Source organism: Bacillus sp. ME78, from assembly GCF_903970865.1.
In the GTDB taxonomy this organism is placed as follows: domain Bacteria; phylum Bacillota; class Bacilli; order Bacillales; family Bacillaceae_G; genus Bacillus_A; species Bacillus_A cereus.
In genome coordinates, this window is record NZ_CAJCKK010000045.1 from 1 (window position 1) to 20,269 (window position 20,269).

The following is a 20,269-nucleotide window of genomic DNA, read 5'->3' on the forward strand; positions in this document are numbered from 1 at the left end:
GTGTTAAAATATCATAGATTCTCCTTAGGGAGTTTTCATGTAATTAAACAAGAGTTTACAAGTTCTCGAATCTTCGCCCCTTGGAGCGCCCTTCAAGGGGCTGAACTAATTAAAATAACGATTTTATTAAAAATTTTTTCACCTTTTAACAGGACAAGCATATGTTATTGTATGGAGGCATCCATTCATAAAAATCTACCTTTCTTGTCAATGAGCATGCTTAGCTGCGTGCTTTTTTTCATTTGTTATGAAATAAGGATTTTATTGAGATTAAAAAATAATGCCTTATGGTATTTATTTGCTGTTTCCAATACCAAAAGAATTAATACTATAAAAATGAGATATTAATAAAAAGTTATTATACTATTTCGCTAAACATACAAGTGAGGTGATTTTGATAGATTATAAATACAAAGATATACTCAATAAATTCTCCCTTATGGATATTAAAAATATTATCCTCCCCCACTATCCTACTGGACCTACTGGTTCTACTGGTTCTACCGGCTCTACCGGGCCCACTGGACCTACTGGCTCTACTGGTTCTACTGGTTCTACTGGTTCTACTGGTTCTACTGGTTCTACTGGCTCTACCGGGCCCACTGGTTCTACCGGGCCCACTGGCTCCGCCGGTGTAGGATTAACAAACTATCTATATGTTTTTGATACAACTAATCAGTCAATTGTAGCGGGAGGTAATGTTACTTTTAATACAAATGGCCCTATAGTAGGGACTTCCCTTACCCACATAACGGGTACTGGAAATATTATAATTAATACAATAGGAACATATGTAACAGAGTTTCAATTAGAAGCTGCTCGTGAAAATCAATTTTCCTTTGCACTAAACGGTACACCAATTCCAGGTGGTCGATTTGGAACGGGATCACCCCATTCAATAAATCATGGTACTGTTGCTTTTACAGTAACAGCTGTTCCTTCGACATTAACTTTAATAAATAATATCTCTTCAGCAGGTACTATCACTCTCACAAATAGTGATGGTGGCTCGTTAACAAATGTATCTGCAAGTTTAAGTATTTTTCAGGTAGGATGATTAAATTGGTTAGAAATGTGATCCATAAAGCAACTATTCTTAACTTTTTTGAATCACTTAGGGAAGATAATTTCTAATCTTTTAATTTGATTAAAGTAACTATTTGTTAAATAACTTTTCACATTTAAACCGGACAAACATGTATTATTGATGCGACAGCTTGTCACTCATAGAACCCCTTTAGAAAAAACAACATGAAAAGGTGCTCTTTTTATTCAATGTTGTTTACACGATTATGAAGCATAAAATATATATGATAATTCAATGCTCATAAAGCTTATCTTTCTAAGAGCCTACTCATTTGTACGCTCTTTTTTTGTATTCAAATAACTATTTTGTTATATTCTTTGCACCTTAAAATAAGGCAAGCATATGTTGTAGTATTATGTTTCATCGCTTATAGGAGCCTCCTTTTTTCAAGAGTACATATTTGATATGTGCTCTTTTTTCATTCCCCTTTACGAATAATCTCCTTTACCTTACACATACTAACTACAAGTCAGTTTCCCATGACTACACTCTTTCAAAACGGGGTTTGCTCCTCCGAACTGTTTAGGCACACGGCAGGTAAGTTAGTTAATTACCTGCTATTTTCTATTCAAATAACGCTTTGGCTATAAATCAGCCATTTTAAAAATTCTTTTATTGCAATCAATACAATACGCAAATTTACTTTCCTTATAATTTAGAAAATCATGAAATGCCCCGTTATCACGTTCACTTCCATCGAAATTATGTTCCCAATTAGACGAACCAGATATTTGTACTTTCGTATAATATCCTTTACTAGAGCCACAATGAGGACATTCATCTATTGGCGCTTTGACTTCATTCATCTCATCCCCTCGTTTCTATACAAAATTCAAATTTGGTCTTACTTTATTAAATTTGAACTCATATTTTCCTCTCTGTGTTGAGTTAAGATAGTCTTTAACGCAGTTGCTATTCCTTCATTAGCAATCCATTGCCCACGTAAGTATCCTGATAAACCTAAATCGCCATTTTCATACGCTTTGTCTGATTCCTTTCTGTTCTCTACTGCTGACTGTTTTAAATGATTGATATATTCTTCAATTACCTTTTTCATTTTCTCTATCCCTCCTAGTCTAGTTCCAGAAATTCTGATCTGGTACGCTTCGAATGAGTTATCCTAATCTTCTGAATACCTTTCCCATGCTCTTCTATTGTTGCATCCCAAGCTTCAGCTTCACTCCTAGCATCAAAGCAATCCATCTTTTGCCGTTCCTCTTTATCGTAAAAATGTACTTCAAAGCTTGGATTGAAAAACTTTTCACTGGTGCTTATAGCGTTGTAGCGGAAACTCCCTATAACATCATCAATAGTTAATTGCTTCATAATCGCATCCCCAGTTATTTAATTTTTTCCGTGATCGTAGTTGAAACACGATCAACTTTTCCACCTTGCCAAGTAATTACTTGTTCCCCGAATCCTGTTACTGGAGGATTCAGTAGCGTAACCTCACCATTCTTGACCACATAAATTTTATTATCAGTAACATCGATTTCAACTTTCGTAGGCTTCATAAGACTGAAATCCCCCTTTTTCTTGTTAGCTAACTTTTTGTTGTTGATTCCGTTGCAGCTCTTGTTTCATTGATTCGAATTTCACTAACCATGCTTGCCAACGCTTATCATTTTCTTCTTGCTGCTGTATTGCCACTTCACAATTACAACCGCTCGTTTCAATCACACCTGGATAAGTTTCTTTACGAATAATTCCTGTATCATGACATAATACACACATGCTTATTCCTCCTTATTAGAAACCTAAGTTTGCAAGCCTTTGATCAGCTGTCGTAAATTTCAGTACCTTTGAATCACCTAATAAACGACTAACGGTCTTAGCATCGTATTTATTAAAAAGTTTTTTTCCAGTAAAGTTTGTTGTGGTAAATGTACTCATTCCCTGTCTAGCATTTGATACCGCATATAACAGGCGTTGTATGAAATCAGATGCCTGTCTATTTGAATCCGTTGAACCACTTTCTGCCCCAAGATCATCTAATACTACAAAATCAGCTTGTCCAATTAATTGAACGAAATATTGAAGTGTATATTTACTGCTCTTATCATCAAAAGAATCCATAATCATTCTTGTTATTGCTTCTAATTCAACGTACAAGCAACTTTTCATAAGATGATAATTTTCTTCTTTTTGACTGACATCCCAAAAATATTGATTTAATTCATGAAGCATGCTGTATGCTAGGAAACTTTTTGCCGTCCCTTGATTTCCTGTAAATACAACTTTTCTTATTTCTCCGTTCTTTAAATCCTCCAAGGTTTCTTCTACAGCTTTCTTGTGACTAATCGTTTCATCACATCCTGTTCTGTAATCAGATAATCTTGAAAGAGGAATTTTCTTATTTGTAATAACACTAGCTTTTTCCAGCATGTTGAATTTCTGTAAACGGCTAATCTTCTTATAATGAGCGTTAGCTTGTTCTTCCAAAACCTTATCGTTTTGCTCAACTACACATCTTGGGCAAACAGGCTTTCCTTGATAAATAATCATTTGAATTGGCTTAATGATTGTTTGTCCACCTATTACATAGGAGTGATTCATACATTGATCAGAATGGTAATTCACCTTCGATTCCAGGGATTCCGCCAATTTTTTCATTGGTGTTGCCATTTCTATTCGCTCCTTTTTTACCTTTGTTCTTAAACTCTATTTCTGCTGCATTAACATCAGCTAAAGTACGAATGTTTTTATTAACCCACTGTTTTAAAATCCCCTCAGCATAATTCCATTTCTTCTGCTGTTTCAAAGCACGCTCCATAGCTGCTTGTACAAGTTTTTCGCTTGTATCGTTTACCCATTGTGAAATACTTTCGGCTATGAATGAATTTAAAATACCGAAATTATTTTCGTAGAAAGAGAAGATGCTACTACAACTTTGTATATTAGTATTTTGTTTATTAGTACTTAGTTCTTTAGTATTTAGTAGCTTGGGATTTTCCATAAATGGAACTTCCATTTGTGATTTTCCCACTTGTGGATTTTCCATATCTGGATTCTCCACTTGTGGAACTTCATAAATAATTGTCTCCCAGTTAGTAATCTTTCCCTTTTCGTTTTTTACAGGAAACCTTCTAACATAACCGAATTTTTTTAGTTCTTTCATTCCTACTCTTAAACTATCAATTCCATCTTTCGCATGAGTAGATATTTCCTCCATGTAAAACACCCAATCATCTGGTAACGATAAAATGTAAGCCAATATTCCTTTTGCTTTCCAACTTAAACGTTCATCTCGAAGACCTGTATTATTAATGGTTGTGTAATTTTTACTTTTACTAACTCGAAATGTTGCCATTTATTTACCTCCTTGTACAAACCGCCACATATACTTGTCCACTTTTGATAATTCGTTGAATTTCATAATGCGGATAACCAGCCTTGAAATACTGTTCAATCATTTGCTTTAATTCATCCCTGCTCTTTGCTAAGTTCCAAAACTTATTAGGTAATAGCACTTGATATTCAGTTAGACGCATCTACTATTTCCCTACTTTTCGTGATATACTTATAACAACTGTTTTTTCTTAAAGGACCCACTGCCATGGGTCTTTTTATTTTGTTTTACGTCACTCCAAGCCCACTGTTTTATTGGTTCATAAGTAATGTAAAGTAACAATGCGCTGCACGCGATAAACATTGCGAATATAACTAACGATGTTGTATCTTCCACTAAATCACCTCCTTTTGTGTTTCAAGCCAAGCTTCTAAATCCTTTTGTAGGAAAAGTAATTTGCGCCCTTCCCTAATCACTGGAAACTGTGGATGACTTGCTAATTCATACATTCTACAAACAGCGATATTGAGATATTCTGCTGCTTCTTTCACCCTCATTACTTTGTTTGGTTGTGATTGTTGTTGGAACTGCGCTAAAGCAGCTTGTATCTCCTCTCGAACAACTTCGCGGATTGATTCTTTAATGATTTGATCTAATCCCATTTCTTTTTTCTCCTTCCAAAATTATATTAACGATGGATAATCATACTAACCTTGGCCGTCATGCTTTTATGTATGATATCTCTTCATTGAAATCTTTCTGTAAAATGTTGCAATAACTGTTTACTGCAAACGCTGATTTTACGTCTCTCCAAGTTGCTGCGAAAAGTTTCTTTCCACCATCATGAACAACTTAATTCCCTTCCATAAAAACAAACTCATTTACTGGATGTTGCAAAACTTGTAATTGGCTCATTTTTTTCACCCCCTTTAGTTTCACCCAATGAAACTTCATATTCAAAATTTTTTTCCTGTTCATTAAATAGAATGTCGGTTTCTTTACCTAAAACATTTGATATTTTTACAGCTACATCATAATAAACTCTTAGATTATAATTTATAATTTTATAGCAGTAAGACTTTGATATACCAACCATATTAGCTAATTCATGATATTTAAGACCAGAATCTTCAAAAGCTTTTTGAAGTGCCGTTAGTTGTTTTTGATTTTGCATCTGATCACTCCCTTCTGATGCTTACAAACTCATTATAAGTTTCATAACGTGAAACTTCAAGTGTTTTTAACAAAAAAATTTCAGAGAAGGAAACTTTTTTTACTCTTTACGTTTCTTGCTAGGAAACTTTATAATGTAATTAACGTAATTTACGATATATCGTAAAAAGGGGAGTATTTAAATATGGAAATGAAGGATAGAATTAAACAAATTCGAATAGATAACAAAATGAATCAAGAACAATTCGGAAAAGAAGTGGATTTAACTAAAGGGACTGTTTCAAAGTTTGAAAATGGAAAAGCATTCCCAAGTCGTGAAACCATAGAAAAGATAGCGAAAAGATTTAATGTACCTGTAAATTATTTGTACGGAGAAAATAAAGATGACGACTCTAGTGATGATAAATATAAAAAATTCAAAGAAATCATGGAATGGCTAGAACCGCTGCCAAAGGATAAAGAAGATATGGCGTTAGAACAAATGTTAGCTATCGCTCAAGCTCTTAGCAAACACCATAATAAAACAGAAAAATAGCCCCTTAATTAGGAATGGCTATTTTTTTAATTTCTGCTATATATTCTTCTAATTGATCTGGTGCATATTCTTTCACAGTATCTAAAAATAGGATTACAATTTCCTCTTTCGTCATCCTTAATTCTCCCCTTACATCCTGTTTTATATATTAACCGTCTTAAAGTGGAAAGTTTTTGTCGTTTCAGTCAAAATGTTTCCATTCCCTATAAAGTAGAAATGACACTACCAATTTGATAGTGTCATTTCTAATATTATATTAATTACCCGCCTCCTGGGCCTGGATCAATCATATATAAAGTTGTTTTTTGTTCTTTAGCACTTTGCACCTTATCTTTTTCTGTCACCTGAAAAGCTGTGATAGAAAGACAAGCTACAGTAGCAATAGTGAAAACTATTTTCAAAAACTTATTTTTCAAGCGTTTCACCACCCTTTTTGTATAATTCAATTATAACATTTCAATGCTGTCTTTGGTAGGAATATATAGAAATAATCACCTGATTTAGAAAAACTTTCTATAGACATTTCTAGGTATTTCTTCCCTTCTTCTCCTCCGACCGCAAGCCCCATATAGTACAATTGAAAACTACTAAGATATCCATTTGTATTTTGTAAAGCTTGTAAAATTTTAATCGCTTTTTGATTTTCACCTAGCTTTACATATAAGAATGCTTTTTCAGCATCATCTAGATTTTCTGGGTTAATGGTATGTAAATCTTTTTCATGATATATTCTTAAAAATAATAGTGTATTAAGTACTTTTTCTCTTCTTACTTCTAATTTTTTATTCACTGGAACACCAATTATATTTAATGATTTCTCCATGTACTCTTTAGCATTTTGATAATCAGAGAAAACATAACTTTCTCCAATTTTGCAATATGCTACTGCCTTTGTGCTGACATAGCAATTACTTTGATCATTTATTATTTCAAAACATAATTCACGTGATTCGTCTAAATTATTTTCGTGAAGTGCAACGAAAACTTCCATTTCTTTTATTCTTAATAAAAGAGAATCTCTTAATGTATGACATTTAATTCCCAAGATGTCCGGTAATAATTGCTGAATATGTTCATTGACCATCTTGTAATTACCTAAATCAAAAAAAGAGTAAATTGTATTTAAAACAGATATTATTACCAGCTCGTTATCTGAGTATTTTTGATTTTTTCTCATTTTATCAACTTTCTCAAAGAACCTCTTAGGAGTAGTTGTATTTTCACTTCTTTCTCTTAATGTTTTGTATAATGGAACCAAATTTAAATTTATCCTTACAGTTTTTGAATTGCCTTTTTTCTTTTCTTCTTCGCTTTTATTTTTATTAGTTTTAAAACTCATTATTCGTTGAATTACTAGGTCTTGAAGATCATATTCTCCAAACATATCTAACACTTCTAATGCTAATTTCAAATTTTTATGTGATAGTTTAGGTATACACTCTTTGATGCATTCCCTTCTAAAATCAACATTTTTAGGCTTATATAGCTTCAGCGCATCAACCAAGTGCATAAAATCAAATTTACCTTGCTTCTTAAAATAACTATTGACTGTTGTATGCGTTACTTTAAAACGTGTTGCCAATTTACGATTTGTATAACCATTTGATTTTAGACACTCCTGCATGTCATTTAAATCCAATAAAACTTGCACAATCCTTGTCCTCCTTATGGACAAAAAAGACAACGTTACCCTAGATGTCTTATGTTTACAGGAAAACGTGCCATTATATCTAGGTTATGTGTTATAATTATGTTTGAGACTTATGACAAGTGTTTTCCCTAGCGCGTTTAGGGATGACGGTGTAAGGGTGTTGCGAGCACCACTTGCACAGTCGTAGGTCTTTTTCACGTCCGTTTATTTTATTATTTTCATAATATCACATTTTTTCCAAAATTCAGTCGTGTAGTTATCTGATTCTTATTGAGAAAGTTTTAAAATCGTTATATATCAACGTTTCTCAAGGGAGCCTAACGGCTCTTTTTTCTACAATAAAAAAAGAGCCGTTAAGCTCCACCTATGTACTATATGCCTGTTCCAGGGTCTAAACTTATATCCCATCCACCGCCGCCTGGATCATTTGTGAATTTTCTCATAGTCTTACATCCCCCTTTATCCAATTCTATTAATATTTTACTATTATTGAACATTGGATGACAATCATATCCTATAACTGAATTTGTTTATATATGGTAGAATATATCCATCGCTGATATGTCCAACTATGTAATTTTCATAGCAGCAAAATTACAACTAGACTTATACAACATGATTCAAAACAAATGAAGGAGTGTTTTAAGTGAAAGGACATATTCGAAAAAGAGGAAATAAGTATTGTATTGTTATTGATATCGGGCCTGATCCAGAGACAGGAAAAAGAAGACAGAAGTGGTTTTCTGGGTATAAGACAAAAAAAGAAGCACAGGCTGATGTGGCAAAGAAAATTACAGAGTTGAATGAAGGAACTTTTATAGAGCCATCTAAAGTTACGCTAAAAGATTACCTAAATCATTGGCTAGAAATTAAAAGTATGAGTATACAAAAGAGTACCTTTGCTGGCTATAGGGCATTTATCAACCAACATGTTATACCTAGTATAGGAATGGTCGCACTCCATAAATTAAATGTTATGCACATTCAAAAATGCTATAAGACTGCGATAGATAAAGGTATTACAAATAATTCCGTTCTGCTTATGCATAGAATTTTAAAGAGTGCTTTAAACCTAGCTGTAAAACAAAATATTATCTCTCGAAATCCAGCAGATTTTGCTGAGATACCTAAAAAAGAAAAAACCCCTATCCAGACTTGGACAGAGGAAGAAGTAAAAAAGTTTTTAGCTCATTCACAAGAATCACGATATCACATTGGATATCTACTTGCAATAACTACAGGTATGCGTTTGGGAGAAGTTCTAGGTTTACGATGGCAGGACATTGATTTTGAAAAACATACAGTTACAATAAATCAAACATCTGGTCATGACAATAAAATCAAAAAAACTGCAAAAACAAATTCGTCAAAACGCACAATTCCTGTACCTAATGAAACAATAGCAGCCTTAAAAAAACATAAGATTTTAATTAATAAAGAGAAATTAAGATTTGGTTCTGCTTATCTAGATCAAGATTTAATAAATTGTAATGAGTTTGGAAGAATCATAAAAAGAGCACATTTCAGAAAAAGTTTCATTAGGGCGACACACAAAGTTGGTATAAAAGAAATTAAATTCCATGATTTAAGACATACACACGCTACTATACTATTGAAACAAGGAGTTAATCCTAAAATCATCAGTGAGAGATTAGGTCATACAGATATTTCAATGACATTAAGTGTCTATTCTCATGTTTTACCGAATATGCAAGAAGAAGCAGTTAAAAACTTCGGTAAAAGTATCTTTGGATAACCTATGTTTGCAAAATGTTTGCATTTTATCAAAAAAAGTCAAACAAACATTGTCATATTAAGGTTTGTTTGACCTATCATCTTATATTCTTGATAAAATCTCCGAATCCCTATTGAAATATTTAATAATGGAGCGTTCTCACCACCGCGGGTTATGCATTCGAATCGATATACATAGGAGAAAAAATCTTGTGTTTTTTCATCTTTTATCGGCCCTGACATCGCCTCACAAATATTTTGTGATCTAAGAGGGGAAAAATAGATTTCTTCTTCATTTGTATTTTCTAAATATATAGGACGCTCACAAAAAATATGTGAGATTAAAGCGGGCACCCACTTAGAATACGTTTCATTATCATGTAGTACTGGCAAATTAGAAATCAAATCGGATTGCCATTCATATTTTGGTGGTTCTACTAATCTATTTGGTTTCCAATCATGAATAATCTCATACCAACTTTGAAAAATATAATCGAGTTGCTCTTGTCTAATAGGTTCTTTCGATACAATCCATGGTGTATTTTCATTTAATACGTACGGGTTATGCTGAATAAACAATATATCCGAAAACATATCATACAATCTTTCATTCAAACGTTTCAACTTACTCGTTAATAAAAATGTCTTATAATGTATCTCTACGATGTCCAGCCATTCAATAGGAAAGTATATAAATGATACCTTTTCATTTAAAAGGGGTTCTACTATATTTTCAAATGTTAGCAGCCTTAATTTTTTCATAAAATGATTCCTTCCTTTCTTCAGTTGTCTTGATTATCAAAAAGCTAGAACAATAGTTACTTAATCTAATCCATTTAAACCAAGTATTTAAAAGAAACGTAAAAACTGTTTATCTACATAAATTATTATCAAACCGACCCTTTTAAAAATTCAAAGTAATTATCATGTATAACACCTCTATTATATTTGAATTTCGATACATTCGAATTATACATTACACTTAATGCATTGTACTTATCATTTACAATATCTTTACAAAAAAACCAAAAAAGAACACCTTAATTCGGTGCCCTTTTTACAAATATCAACCTTTATGTAATTGAACATATAGATAACAGTAATCCCCCAAATGAAATTGCTCCTAGTAAACCTACTACAACTCCTGTTAAACAAATACAATCAGCAAGACAAATAGAAGACTGCGATAATGGAACAAATGACCTACTTGTACTCGAACCATATTGTTTTATTTTCTCATAATTCACATCTAACATTAGATGTAAACATGTTACACCATCCTCAATAGTATGTAGAGGTTCTTTTTCTAATCGCTCCAATAATTTACTATCAAAAGCAACTGATAGAGGATACTGCTTATCTAATTTCATATTTTGATAAATTAGTTGCAAACGAGATAATATATTGTTTTTCTTCTTTTCAGATGTTACTGTACATTTCATTTTATTAAATTCATTTAATAACAGTGTCAATTCATCTCTTTTTCCGTATAAATCTTTAGCTATTTTTCTCTTTAGTTTATACGAATGGATAATAGATTTTAGTTCAATCATATTCATACACTTCCTAATTACATATTATTTACCCGATTATTTTATAGATAAACAGTACTTTTTAATCTTATTTAAATTACACTCAAGCATCTTCATTTACTATCGATTAACATTACATTAACCTTACAAAGTTGTAATGAATTCATTAGCTAGAAGGAATCAATCCCTAAACCAGACAGATATTTGATGATAAAACCATAAGAAAAAAGCAATGATTAGATTTTAAATCTAGTCATTGCTTTATCCATCACCTCTTGATTACACCTATATATCTTATTGTTACTCTTTCACTTGAATGATTGAATATATCCATTATAATAATGGCTATATTCTTTGTCGGCACGTACATATATAAAACTAATGTTTTTTAATTGATAAGGTGAAACTTTAATTAGCCCTCACCAATTGGGCTTTTATGGGTAGTCCGCCACCTAACTTCTCTTTGCTCCCGCTGAATTTTTTTAGGGTCTTACTGCCCTGCAAATAGCAGGATAAATGCAATCAATATTCATACGTTATAATAGTACCAGTAGTATCAGTAGTACCACTAAAACCATCAAAACAGTTAGAGCAACCACCACAACCTCCACAACCTCCGCAACCAAAACAACCGAAGCAACCAATACAACGGAATCCACCACAACGGAATCCGCCACAACGACCTCCACCACAACCACCACAACGACCACAACCGCCACAGCGACGAGCAGCATCTTCAATATAGTAATATGGATATTGGTTTTGCTGGTCCCAATAGACAATATTTCCAGACCGGTAATCATTAAGACTTAACGCTTGTAGTTCTTGTTGAAACTGATTCATTTTCATAACCTCCGTTTATAAAATACAACCTCATTAATGCTTCCCTATATTTCTGTTCGTTACATCTAAGTAAAAATAGTGCTATAAACTAAGTTCAATACGTACACCAACAAAGTATGACTTATCACTAAATGATGCACCTTGTTCATATACCTATTTTTGCTATGGGCTCATTTTTATAAAGTGAAACTTTAATCAGTGGGGGGAGTTCATCCCCCGCTGATTATTAGCCCTCACCAATCAGGCTTTTACGAACAGCCCGTTAATGCGGGATAAATAAAAATTAAAAAATATGAATTCTAGCGTCATATCTTCATACCTACTAAATTCAATTAATTTCTCAATAATTATGTTGTCATATCCTATATATTTCCGTCTGCCGCTTAGATTTTTCTGTACTGTAAATGCCTTTCGCTATAACACCTCCAAGTAACTGGTTTCTATGACGGATAAGAAATTCCTACAAAGAAAAAAGCCCTTATTAGGGCTTTTCATTCTATTTCTCCAGCAAAACTCTCTATGAAATTCCTAATAGAAAAAAGACACACTTAGATTGATGCGTCTTTTTGTGATGCCTCTTTTGTGAAATCATATAAAGCAATTGCGCCTAAAAGAACAAGTATACATTGAGGAACATCTAGTAAAATAGTTTTCCAAATTTCTGGAATTACCCATTTAATATCTGCTGCTGTTTCAAGATATGTTTGGAAATAGCTGATTGTAAAATTAATTATCCCTAAAAATACAAACAACGATAAACCAAATCGAATTAATTTCTTATTTGTAAACATATAACACCTCTCAAAATTCATTGGATATTCCTGCTTTTGCTTCTTTATATTTCTATATCTTTATATCTAATTTTAACACATAAAGAACTCAAAAAAATACGATATGCATATTTGCATATCGTATTAACAACACTCCATGATAATTTAGAAATTCCTGCAAAGAAAAAACAACTCCGTTACAGCTAACAGCTCGGGTTTCTTTTCTTATTTAACTTCATACCACCAACATTTACGTTCTTTGATTGTAAAATAAATGTGACAGAAGTTTATCCAGTTAATGCGTAGACAAGTAAATGAGCTAAATTATCGATATTCCATTTCGCCATATCCGTAGCACTAATGACTTTACGCAAATTTGACAAGAAAAAATATATAGATAGATATTATCCATACCTATCTATAACATTACTTCTATTCCTTATCCAATTACGTCTTTTACGTCTTTATCCACTGGCCACTTTTCTAATGTATAAGCCATTTCCCAAAATGAATATTCATATTGACTGCTAATAATAAAATGCTGTTTCATACGTTTGCGGTCTGCCTCTGTTACATTTTCAGCGATAGTATCTAAACGTGTAATTTGTTCTTCAACTAACGTACGGAACCAATCAGATCCATAAGCAGAAATCCATTCGTTATAAATTGGCTCTTCCGGCTGGCACTCTTTTAAGTGTTCGCCAATTTCATAATACAACCAATAGCAAGGTAAAATTGCTGCAATGATATCTCCTAAATGCCCTTCATACGCAGCACGATACATATGTGAAGTATACGCATATGCAGTTGGCGCAGGAATAAAATTATCTTTTTCTTCTTTTGTTATCCCTAGCTTTTTAGCAAAATTCTCATGTAAAGATAACTCGGCCTCATATGTATTTTGAGCATGATGTGCCATACGAGCTGTCGTCTCTAATTCAAGAGCTTTTGCAGCTCCTAAAGTTTGTACTCTAGCAAAATGACTCAAATAATATGAATCTTGAAGCACATAATAGCGAAAACTAGCTAAATCTAATGTTCCTTCACCAAGTTTTTTTACAAAAGGATGGTTAAAACTCGCTTCCCAAATTGAATCTACTTCTTTACGTAATGATTGTGAAAAAGTCATTTAAATCCCTCCAATAATGTATAAAATATAAGTATTTATCCACAATTATTAAAGCTATAAAATAAAAAAACTTTCTTTACAGGCGTAAAGAAAGTGAAATTGACAGTATTTATTTACTCATTAAATAGCAACGTCTTTCCCACTTCCCTACGCTGGCATTAACCAGATCAGGTACTAAGAGTCTCAAAATCACATTTGATCTCAGCCTATAAAAGGCCCCCCTAGTGGATAAATATTTTGTTTTTATAATGTATCCATCATAGCATACTTCGTGAAACTGTCAAAAGAATTAGTTATATAATCTCCTTAAAACCCTTCTTCATTTCTAACTTTTAATGATGTTTCAATAATCATATCTAATAGTTTGCTATAACTAATTCCCGCTGCTTCTGCACTTTTGGGCAATAGGCTTGATTGTGTCATCCCTGGTAATGTATTAATTTCCATTACATATGGAATTCCGTCCTTCACCATCATATCAACTCTTGCATAAACACTACATTTTAATGCTTTATAACAAGCCAGTGAAGCTTTATTTACACGTTCATTAATTTCTGCTGGAAGTTCGATAACTTCCTCAACTGTACTAGTATCATCATATTTTGCATTGTAATCAAAGAACTCGGCTGCATGTCGAATTGAAACTATAGGTAACTGTTTTCCATCCAGAATAGAACATGTAATTTCATCACCTTTTATATACTTCTCAATTACTACTTCAGAATCCCATTCGAATACAGTTTCTAGCATTGAGATCAATTCATTTTTATTGTAAACGATTTTCACCCCGACACTCGATCCGCCGGAGTTTGGTTTTACCACTAATGGAAATCCTAACTTATCTAACTCATCAAAATTTAGATCCTCCATTTTTGTAAGTTCAATCCAATCTGGTGTTTCTACACCTTCATAACGTAAAATCTTTTTCGAAATATTTTTATCCATACATATACTACTAGATAACATATTACTTCCGCTATAAGGAATCCCTAAACTCTCCAGTGTTCCTTGAACTGTCCCATCTTCTCCGTATTTTCCGTGTAATGCGAGCAATGCAAAGTCAATGTCTTTCGCTTTTTCAATTAAATCCATTTTTTCATTTAATGTAATTGGGACTATTTCATACTTATTTTTATCTAAATGAGCAATCATTTCATTCCCGGTCATAATTGAAACTTGTTTTTCAGACGATACCCCGCCCATAATAACACCGATTTTCATTTTCTCAACTCCAATTTTCATTTTTTAATGTATCACCAATTATTTTAATTCCCCGAACTATTTCTTCTTCTTTCAAGCGCGAAAACCCTAATCGGAAAGTGTTCGCTCCTTCTCCATCAGAGTAAAAAACATCTCCAGGTGAAAACGTAACGCCTTTCTCATAACACTTTTGTAAAAGTGTGCGGGCGTTCATATGCTCTTCTAGCTCTATAAATAAATGCAGTCCACCATCTCCAGTCATTCTTTTGAAAGGAATGTACTGGTTACATGCCCCGACAGCTAACTCATATTTTTTCTTATAAACAGATCTTGCCTTTTTTAAATATTTTTCAAAATATCCCTCATGTAAATATTGAAACAGAACAGCTTGATCTAGCGTAGATGTGTGAATCGTTCTTGCTCTTTTTACGCTTTCCAAATAATGAATCAGCTCTTTATCTGCAATAATCCACCCTACACGTAAACCAGGGAAAAGTACCTTTGAAAAGCTACTAATATAAATCACATTATTGCCAGCACCAGCAAAAGTTAATAATGGAGCTAAATGTGAACCTGAATAACGTAATTCTTCATTAAATCCGTCCTCTATAATAGGAACGTTGTATTTTGAGAATAACCTCATCAATTCCGTTCTTTTCTCTGAACTCGTAACAATACCGGTTGGATTATGATAAGAAGGAATTAAATAAGCAAAATCAAAATCTTTTTCACGCAAACTTTTTTCAACTTCATTCGTATCAATACCATCCTCATGCATATCAATCCCATGAACTTCAAGCCCATGTAAACGGAAAAGCTTAAGTGCAGCGTGGTGAGTTGGATTCTCACAAATGACACGCCCGGATTTTTTTGATAAAGAAGAGAGTACAATATCCAACCCTTCTGTAAATCCATTTGTAATTAGAATATCTTTATTCGAAATGTCTACACCTTTCATTTCCATGTAATGAAGTAAATAATTCATTAACGGTCTATATCCCTTTGCATATCCGTAGTTCAATACGATGTCCCCTTCAATGGACATACGAGTAAGAAAAGCTCTTTTGAAATTTTCAACATCAAATAGCTTCTCATCCGGGGCTATACTATTAAAAACAATCATTCCCTTTTCCCAACGAACACCATGTTTCATTAAATCTAATTCGTCCGCTAATGCGGTCACTGTATTAAGTTTATTTTTCCAATCTATTTCAACAGACGAAGTGTTAGATATATCCACCTTCGCAACAAAGTTCCCTTTTCCTTTAACTGCATAAATGAGTCCTTCTTGCTCTAAATCTGCATAAGCAGCGAGTACAGTGTTTCTACTCACACTTAGTAATTCACTTAGTTCCCTTGTTGATGGGATTTTTTGATCCCCGAGCAAATGCCCTTTCATAATCATCTTTTTCAAATAGTCTTTTAATTGAATATAAACGGGACGATCTTTAACAACTTTAAAATCCTTAAACAATTCCTTACCCCCTGCAATCATTTTTGCATATTTATTTCATTCTCAAAAGGTCCACGACATATGTATTTTTTATAAAGGGCGGTACGGTCTTACAAATCTTTTCGATATAAGTTAATTACATCTTTTAAAGCTGCAGCTGCAGCGCCTCGTGGATTAGAAGCCCCACCAATCGTAGTAACTTGTCCCATCGTATCTGTAAAGAACGTAATTCCTTTTTCGCTCCCATTTACTTTTGCTAACGGATGATCTTTTTCTATTTCGCACGGTTCAACATTTAAATTCACATTGCCACCCTCATCCTTATATATTGATGCTATTAATTTAATAATTTTATGTTGTTTCTTAGCATTTTGTATTTGCTGTTTTGTAACGTGCTCGATTCCTTTTATATGTATATCAGTAAGTGTTTTCTCTGTTTCCATTAAGCTGTTAGTCAAAAGTAACAATTTACACGCACTATCTGAACCACTTATATCTAATATAGGGTTTGTCTCAGCAATCCCTTTATTTTGTGCTTCTTTCAGCGCTTCTTCAAATGTCATATCTTCCTCATACATTTTCGTAAGAATATAATTAGTTGTTCCATTTAATATTCCTTCTATTTTATCAATACTGCAACCGGCTAAACTAAATTGTCCAATATCTAGTGTCGGTAGTGCAGCGGCTGTTGCACCGCTATATCGAATTCGTACATTTGCGCCTCTTGCTGCTTCATTTATTTCTCTCCAGTTTGTAACGAGCGCACCTTTAGAAATTGCTACTATATCCATCTGTTTCTCAATCGCTTGTTTCATATATTGTTTCCCTGGATTTCCATCTTTAAGATTTGTAACCGTTGATTCTACCAATACAGTACCACTTATGCTAGTTATTGCACGTTCCTTCGGATGATACTCTAAATATTTTTCAATTGCAGCGGTACCGCCACCATACATCAATAAATGATGAAGAGATAAGCCTTCTTCATTATGTATTGCAATATTTCTCCCTAATACGCCACTTACAACTAATTGAATCCCATATGTTTCATATATATATGAATATTTTTCATTTAATAATTTTATAAACTCTCTGCCTACTGTTCCGTATCCTGATAATACAACTTGAATTTTCATAATATCCCCCCATATTTTTCTACCAAATCCCTCTTTCAATATAATATAAAGCGCTCTCGAATTCCATCGAGAGCGCTTTATTATTACCTATTTTGGTAAACGTGATAGCTTTTCAGCAATTGTTCTATAAAACTCTTGAATGCTAGAAAAACCTAACGAGTCTGAAACACTTAACCCTACCATGTCGAGATGGTCCCAATTCGCTTTCGTTTCGATATGATTCCATTTTCCAACCTGTAATGACTCATTATTATTTACAGCAACATTAGAAGATGGTGCAATCATGGAATTTGTATTTACTACACCATCATTTTGCCACCAAGAAGTATCAACTAACGGACGGTTTTCTTCATATCTCGCATAAGAACCTAAGAAAAACGCATTCCCCATCAACACTTTATTCATCGTTATATGAGGTAAATGTAAACCTGTTATAGGTGCTGCTTGTGATGCATGTCCACTATAGGATAAGTAATACACATCCGGTTGTGTCTTTACCCAATTATTTAACTCCTTTGCACCATCTGTACTTAAATCCCATTGACTTATATCTTTTGTATTTTTCCAAAGTGAACTATTTAGAATACGATTACTATATTGGAAAAAGGACTCTCCAGCATTCTTCTTTATACCCCATTGATCCAATTTGAAATCATATAACGATAAATTATTGTTTCCTCCGAAGCTTGCAGTTGTAATGAGTAAATCTTTAACGAACGGTAGCAGAAGACTCCCATCCGCAAGTGTTGTACCGTTGTGAGGGGTTGCTAATGTTGTAACACTATGAACATATGATTTTCCGCCTTCAAATAGTGGTGATATTTTGGTGTTTGGGTGATTTTTCACATAATTCTTTTCTTCAAAACTACCTTCTTTTAATAGCTGTACTAATGTTCTAATCGTTTGTCCACCCATGCTATGTCCAACTAAATGAACTTTATTTGTTTCAGTCCAATTCGGTGCAAAACCACTATAAGTTCTGCCAAAACGATTATGTCCATGTTTCTCAGCATGTACGGCACCATAGTCTACTGTCCCACCGTTAATTTGTGCATACAATTCACATGCACGATCCCAGTTACTAGAAACAGGTCCAACAGCTGCGGTATGTACCATATAACCATTTCGTTTCAAATCTTCCTGTATATCATGAACACCACCCCAATATTTTACGCCCAGCATTTCTTCCCTACCCCATCCAGCAAATCCATTCACCAATATGATAGGATAATTATTTTGTTGCCTTTCTTCAGCGTATGATATTTTCGCTGCGAATGAACATACGGTCACTAATGCGAAAAAACATATTTTTAAAAATAACTTCCCCATACTTTCTCCCCCCTAATAAAACGTTTACATTTTTCTTTTTGAAAAATTAACAGAATAATTTAACAACTTAAACATAATGTAAAGTATTTTATATACGTTGTATATATAGAAAACATATACAAATGTTGATAAATATTAATTCAAGTAAATATTTACTTTTTACAATATAACTTGTAAATCTATTTATTTAGATTTATAATTAGATATAGTTTCCTCATGTTAAAAAGATTTAAAAACCATAAGAAAACTAATCTCATTGCTTGAAAAGGAGGAAAAATCATGCAAATCGGATCAAATATTCATACATTATCTCAACCTACTAAAATAACTCCATCTACTCTTGAGCATAATACTATCTCTTCTACTAAACTTGAAAGTAAGAAAGTAAATGATCCTATCAAGTTTGATATTCGTTCATCTGAAAAAGAAATGAAACAGCCTGAGCATAAATTTAATGAATTAGATTTATGGAAGATGTTAAAGGATAAAGGCGTTCCTTTATGGATCATCCTTGAAATGCTACAAAAGGCTCGTAAAGAAAAAGAAGCCCAAAATAATTCAGTTCAAAATTCAAATGGGATTGAGGAAACAAACGAGACTCGATTAAATGAAGTAATGTAAAGCATAATAATTGATTTGTCTATAAACTAAAAAGAGTTCGAAGCTGATGAAATTTTTATCAACTCCGAACTCTTTTTTAAGGTTTTTCGCCAATCGTTACAAATTGAAAAGATACTTCTCCTTCCAAACCTTTAATTAGCTTTTTTACTTTGACATTTTCATTAACCATTGTATTATCTGTCGACATTTTAGGTCTTTCATCACCTAGAGATTTCTTTAATTGAAGAAGGTGCATTTTCGTTTCATTTGCTTTTATTTCCTTATATACGCTATTTTTTGCTACAATCACATACGATTGCGTTGGATATTTACGAGTGTTTCCTATCCAAGTGTCACTATCGTATGTAACAGGAATCTCATTTCCTTCTATTTTAATACTTTTCATAGTCTTTTCGTCTTCATTTGTAAACAATAGTGATCCTTCTTTTGGGAATTTTGGTAACGTATCTAAAATATAATTGGAGCCATTACCTCGTTTATGAAAAATTTTTTCTTTAATCAGTGCTAGTGCTGTAGATTCATTTAAAATTAATACATGTCCATTTCCAACTTCACCTTTTTTCACAGAAAACACTTCATTTTCTTTCGTAATTTCCTGATAACGATTAATAATTGGTGAAATATTATTTTCATCTCCAATAATTAATACACCGTTTGCAGGAAATGAGTTATCCTTTTTAGAGCATGAACTAAAGCTTATTAAAAGTATTATAGTTAACATAAAAATAGTTAAAGTTCTTTTCATCACGGTTCCTTTCATAATTCATATCATTTTTTACATGCTTTT

The 20,269-nt window shown here is 33.0% G+C and carries 27 protein-coding genes, 2 pseudogenes and 1 riboswitch; of the genes and pseudogenes, 4 read left to right on the forward strand and 25 right to left on the reverse strand.

Annotated elements, in window-relative coordinates; all coding sequences use genetic code 11:
* The first annotated feature begins 394 nt into the window (after positions 1-394).
* Positions 395-1,057 carry a collagen-like protein gene (locus tag H6481_RS26500; RefSeq protein WP_220464105.1) on the forward strand — a complete coding sequence of 221 codons (663 nt, stop codon included), beginning with the start codon at positions 395-397 and terminating at the stop codon, positions 1,055-1,057.
* Between the two features lie 614 nt (positions 1,058-1,671).
* Here H6481_RS26500 and H6481_RS26505 read toward each other — a convergent pair.
* From H6481_RS26505 to H6481_RS26560, 12 genes and pseudogenes are all read right to left on the reverse strand, one after another.
* Complete coding sequence (locus H6481_RS26505) at positions 1,672-1,893, reverse strand: hypothetical protein (protein ID WP_053565501.1); 222 nt, start codon at positions 1,891-1,893, stop codon at positions 1,672-1,674.
* 38 nt (positions 1,894-1,931) lie between these two features.
* On the reverse strand, positions 1,932-2,144 hold the full coding sequence (locus H6481_RS26510) for a hypothetical protein (protein ID WP_053564389.1): 213 nt from the start codon (positions 2,142-2,144) through the stop codon (positions 1,932-1,934).
* Between the two features lie 14 nt (positions 2,145-2,158).
* Positions 2,159-2,413 (reverse strand): hypothetical protein, encoded by a 255-nt coding sequence (locus H6481_RS26515; protein ID WP_000811858.1) that lies wholly within the window; start codon positions 2,411-2,413, stop codon positions 2,159-2,161.
* Positions 2,414-2,427: 14 nt separating this feature from the next.
* On the reverse strand, positions 2,428-2,601 hold the full coding sequence (locus tag H6481_RS26520; protein ID WP_000805171.1) for a DUF3954 domain-containing protein: 174 nt from the start codon (positions 2,599-2,601) through the stop codon (positions 2,428-2,430).
* A gap of 25 nt (positions 2,602-2,626) precedes the next feature.
* Entirely contained in the window at positions 2,627-2,821 is a 195-nt protein-coding gene (locus tag H6481_RS26525) for a hypothetical protein (protein WP_016124626.1), read from the reverse strand.
* 15 nt (positions 2,822-2,836) lie between these two features.
* On the reverse strand, positions 2,837-3,712 hold the full coding sequence (locus H6481_RS26530) for an ATP-binding protein (RefSeq protein ID WP_078404556.1): 876 nt from the start codon (positions 3,710-3,712) through the stop codon (positions 2,837-2,839).
* Positions 3,651-4,397, reverse strand: coding sequence for a DnaD domain protein (locus H6481_RS26535; RefSeq protein WP_078400811.1), 747 nt, complete (start codon positions 4,395-4,397; stop codon positions 3,651-3,653). Before H6481_RS26535 ends, H6481_RS26530 begins: the two co-directional genes overlap by 62 nt.
* 4 nt (positions 4,398-4,401) lie before the next feature.
* Positions 4,402-4,578 carry a hypothetical protein gene (locus tag H6481_RS26540; protein WP_001241130.1) on the reverse strand — a complete coding sequence of 59 codons (177 nt, stop codon included), beginning with the start codon at positions 4,576-4,578 and terminating at the stop codon, positions 4,402-4,404.
* Positions 4,579-4,607: 29 nt separating this feature from the next.
* Positions 4,608-4,772 (reverse strand): hypothetical protein, encoded by a 165-nt coding sequence (locus H6481_RS26545; protein WP_000390298.1) that lies wholly within the window; start codon positions 4,770-4,772, stop codon positions 4,608-4,610.
* Positions 4,772-5,038 (reverse strand): helix-turn-helix domain-containing protein, encoded by a 267-nt coding sequence (locus H6481_RS26550; protein WP_000522024.1) that lies wholly within the window; start codon positions 5,036-5,038, stop codon positions 4,772-4,774. The genes H6481_RS26545 and H6481_RS26550 overlap by 1 nt, the downstream gene beginning before the upstream one ends.
* A gap of 58 nt (positions 5,039-5,096) precedes the next feature.
* Positions 5,097-5,198: pseudogene (locus H6481_RS29020) on the reverse strand (ORF6C domain-containing protein); the annotation flags it as partial.
* Between the two features lie 55 nt (positions 5,199-5,253).
* Positions 5,254-5,550 carry a helix-turn-helix transcriptional regulator gene (locus H6481_RS26560; RefSeq protein ID WP_061139252.1) on the reverse strand — a complete coding sequence of 99 codons (297 nt, stop codon included), beginning with the start codon at positions 5,548-5,550 and terminating at the stop codon, positions 5,254-5,256.
* A gap of 183 nt (positions 5,551-5,733) precedes the next feature.
* On the opposite strand from H6481_RS26560, the gene H6481_RS26565 reads away from it, so the two are divergent.
* Complete coding sequence (locus tag H6481_RS26565) at positions 5,734-6,084, forward strand: helix-turn-helix transcriptional regulator (protein ID WP_000425256.1); 351 nt, start codon at positions 5,734-5,736, stop codon at positions 6,082-6,084.
* Between the two features lie 260 nt (positions 6,085-6,344).
* Here H6481_RS26565 and H6481_RS26570 read toward each other — a convergent pair whose 3' ends face one another.
* The gene (locus H6481_RS26570) at positions 6,345-6,500 is read right to left on the reverse strand and encodes a hypothetical protein (RefSeq protein WP_179118717.1); all 156 of its coding nucleotides are present in this window, start codon (positions 6,498-6,500) and stop codon (positions 6,345-6,347) included.
* Between the two features lie 26 nt (positions 6,501-6,526).
* Entirely contained in the window at positions 6,527-7,735 is a 1,209-nt protein-coding gene (locus H6481_RS26575) for an AimR family lysis-lysogeny pheromone receptor (protein ID WP_078400809.1), read from the reverse strand.
* Between the two features lie 646 nt (positions 7,736-8,381).
* Here H6481_RS26575 and H6481_RS26580 point away from each other — a divergent pair.
* The gene (locus H6481_RS26580) at positions 8,382-9,491 is read left to right on the forward strand and encodes a tyrosine-type recombinase/integrase (protein WP_078400808.1); all 1,110 of its coding nucleotides are present in this window, start codon (positions 8,382-8,384) and stop codon (positions 9,489-9,491) included.
* Between the two features lie 38 nt (positions 9,492-9,529).
* Here H6481_RS26580 and H6481_RS26585 read toward each other — a convergent pair whose 3' ends face one another.
* From H6481_RS26585 to H6481_RS26630, 10 genes and pseudogenes are all read right to left on the reverse strand, one after another.
* Positions 9,530-10,231: a DUF3962 domain-containing protein gene (locus H6481_RS26585; protein WP_078400807.1), complete on the reverse strand. Its 702-nt coding sequence runs from the start codon at positions 10,229-10,231 to the stop codon at positions 9,530-9,532.
* A gap of 311 nt (positions 10,232-10,542) precedes the next feature.
* The gene (locus tag H6481_RS26590) at positions 10,543-11,028 is read right to left on the reverse strand and encodes a hypothetical protein (RefSeq protein ID WP_002041181.1); all 486 of its coding nucleotides are present in this window, start codon (positions 11,026-11,028) and stop codon (positions 10,543-10,545) included.
* Between the two features lie 209 nt (positions 11,029-11,237).
* Positions 11,238-11,374: pseudogene (locus tag H6481_RS26595) on the reverse strand (site-specific integrase); the annotation flags it as partial.
* 149 nt (positions 11,375-11,523) lie between these two features.
* Positions 11,524-11,844 (reverse strand): heterocycloanthracin/sonorensin family bacteriocin, encoded by a 321-nt coding sequence (locus H6481_RS26600; RefSeq protein WP_069355632.1) that lies wholly within the window; start codon positions 11,842-11,844, stop codon positions 11,524-11,526.
* A gap of 548 nt (positions 11,845-12,392) precedes the next feature.
* The gene (locus tag H6481_RS26605) at positions 12,393-12,656 is read right to left on the reverse strand and encodes a DUF3937 family protein (RefSeq protein ID WP_182813640.1); all 264 of its coding nucleotides are present in this window, start codon (positions 12,654-12,656) and stop codon (positions 12,393-12,395) included.
* A gap of 397 nt (positions 12,657-13,053) precedes the next feature.
* Positions 13,054-13,743, reverse strand: a complete 690-nt coding sequence (gene tenA, locus H6481_RS26610; RefSeq protein WP_000144507.1) for a thiaminase II — start codon at positions 13,741-13,743, stop codon at positions 13,054-13,056.
* Positions 13,744-13,870: 127 nt separating this feature from the next.
* A riboswitch (TPP riboswitch) is annotated at positions 13,871-13,976 on the reverse strand.
* A 73-nt stretch (positions 13,977-14,049) separates the two neighbouring features.
* Complete coding sequence (locus tag H6481_RS26615) at positions 14,050-14,964, reverse strand: D-alanine--D-alanine ligase (RefSeq protein WP_063549318.1); 915 nt, start codon at positions 14,962-14,964, stop codon at positions 14,050-14,052.
* Between the two features lie 4 nt (positions 14,965-14,968).
* Positions 14,969-16,417: a PLP-dependent aminotransferase family protein gene (locus H6481_RS26620; protein ID WP_000471611.1), complete on the reverse strand. Its 1,449-nt coding sequence runs from the start codon at positions 16,415-16,417 to the stop codon at positions 14,969-14,971.
* 89 nt (positions 16,418-16,506) lie between these two features.
* The gene (locus tag H6481_RS26625; protein ID WP_063547373.1) at positions 16,507-17,532 is read right to left on the reverse strand and encodes a homoserine dehydrogenase; all 1,026 of its coding nucleotides are present in this window, start codon (positions 17,530-17,532) and stop codon (positions 16,507-16,509) included.
* A gap of 87 nt (positions 17,533-17,619) precedes the next feature.
* Entirely contained in the window at positions 17,620-18,861 is a 1,242-nt protein-coding gene (locus tag H6481_RS26630; protein ID WP_098400630.1) for a lipase, read from the reverse strand.
* A 279-nt stretch (positions 18,862-19,140) separates the two neighbouring features.
* Here H6481_RS26630 and H6481_RS26635 point away from each other — a divergent pair, with 279 nt between their 5' ends.
* On the forward strand, positions 19,141-19,482 hold the full coding sequence (locus tag H6481_RS26635; protein WP_048657145.1) for a DUF3914 domain-containing protein: 342 nt from the start codon (positions 19,141-19,143) through the stop codon (positions 19,480-19,482).
* Between the two features lie 76 nt (positions 19,483-19,558).
* Here H6481_RS26635 and H6481_RS26640 read toward each other — a convergent pair whose 3' ends face one another.
* The gene (locus H6481_RS26640; RefSeq protein WP_063547372.1) at positions 19,559-20,227 is read right to left on the reverse strand and encodes a lipoprotein BA_5634 family protein; all 669 of its coding nucleotides are present in this window, start codon (positions 20,225-20,227) and stop codon (positions 19,559-19,561) included.
* Positions 20,228-20,269: the final 42 nt, after the last annotated feature.

What these genes read in the sequence shown, in the direction of transcription:
- H6481_RS26505 (WP_053565501.1), bottom strand. Translation starts at nt 1,893, where the DNA reads ATGAATGAAGTCAAAGCGCCAATAGATGAATGTCCTCATTGTGGCTCT.
- H6481_RS26510 (WP_053564389.1), bottom strand. Translation starts at nt 2,144, where the DNA reads ATGAAAAAGGTAATTGAAGAATATATCAATCATTTAAAACAGTCAGCA.
- H6481_RS26515 (WP_000811858.1), bottom strand. Translation starts at nt 2,413, where the DNA reads ATGAAGCAATTAACTATTGATGATGTTATAGGGAGTTTCCGCTACAAC.
- H6481_RS26520 (WP_000805171.1), bottom strand. Translation starts at nt 2,601, where the DNA reads ATGAAGCCTACGAAAGTTGAAATCGATGTTACTGATAATAAAATTTAT.
- H6481_RS26525 (WP_016124626.1), bottom strand. Translation starts at nt 2,821, where the DNA reads ATGTGTGTATTATGTCATGATACAGGAATTATTCGTAAAGAAACTTAT.
- H6481_RS26530 (WP_078404556.1), bottom strand. Translation starts at nt 3,712, where the DNA reads ATGGCAACACCAATGAAAAAATTGGCGGAATCCCTGGAATCGAAGGTG.
- H6481_RS26535 (WP_078400811.1), bottom strand. Translation starts at nt 4,397, where the DNA reads ATGGCAACATTTCGAGTTAGTAAAAGTAAAAATTACACAACCATTAAT.
- H6481_RS26540 (WP_001241130.1), bottom strand. Translation starts at nt 4,578, where the DNA reads ATGCGTCTAACTGAATATCAAGTGCTATTACCTAATAAGTTTTGGAAC.
- H6481_RS26550 (WP_000522024.1), bottom strand. Translation starts at nt 5,038, where the DNA reads ATGGGATTAGATCAAATCATTAAAGAATCAATCCGCGAAGTTGTTCGA.
- H6481_RS26560 (WP_061139252.1), bottom strand. Translation starts at nt 5,550, where the DNA reads ATGCAAAATCAAAAACAACTAACGGCACTTCAAAAAGCTTTTGAAGAT.
- H6481_RS26565 (WP_000425256.1), top strand. Translation starts at nt 5,734, where the DNA reads ATGGAAATGAAGGATAGAATTAAACAAATTCGAATAGATAACAAAATG.
- H6481_RS26585 (WP_078400807.1), bottom strand. Translation starts at nt 10,231, where the DNA reads ATGAAAAAATTAAGGCTGCTAACATTTGAAAATATAGTAGAACCCCTT.
- H6481_RS26590 (WP_002041181.1), bottom strand. Translation starts at nt 11,028, where the DNA reads ATGAATATGATTGAACTAAAATCTATTATCCATTCGTATAAACTAAAG.
- H6481_RS26600 (WP_069355632.1), bottom strand. Translation starts at nt 11,844, where the DNA reads ATGAATCAGTTTCAACAAGAACTACAAGCGTTAAGTCTTAATGATTAC.
- H6481_RS26605 (WP_182813640.1), bottom strand. Translation starts at nt 12,656, where the DNA reads ATGAATTTTGAGAGGTGTTATATGTTTACAAATAAGAAATTAATTCGA.
- tenA (WP_000144507.1), bottom strand. Translation starts at nt 13,743, where the DNA reads ATGACTTTTTCACAATCATTACGTAAAGAAGTAGATTCAATTTGGGAA.
- H6481_RS26615 (WP_063549318.1), bottom strand. Translation starts at nt 14,964, where the DNA reads ATGAAAATCGGTGTTATTATGGGCGGGGTATCGTCTGAAAAACAAGTT.
- H6481_RS26625 (WP_063547373.1), bottom strand. Translation starts at nt 17,532, where the DNA reads ATGAAAATTCAAGTTGTATTATCAGGATACGGAACAGTAGGCAGAGAG.
- H6481_RS26630 (WP_098400630.1), bottom strand. Translation starts at nt 18,861, where the DNA reads ATGGGGAAGTTATTTTTAAAAATATGTTTTTTCGCATTAGTGACCGTA.
- H6481_RS26635 (WP_048657145.1), top strand. Translation starts at nt 19,141, where the DNA reads ATGCAAATCGGATCAAATATTCATACATTATCTCAACCTACTAAAATA.
- H6481_RS26640 (WP_063547372.1), bottom strand. Translation starts at nt 20,227, where the DNA reads ATGAAAAGAACTTTAACTATTTTTATGTTAACTATAATACTTTTAATA.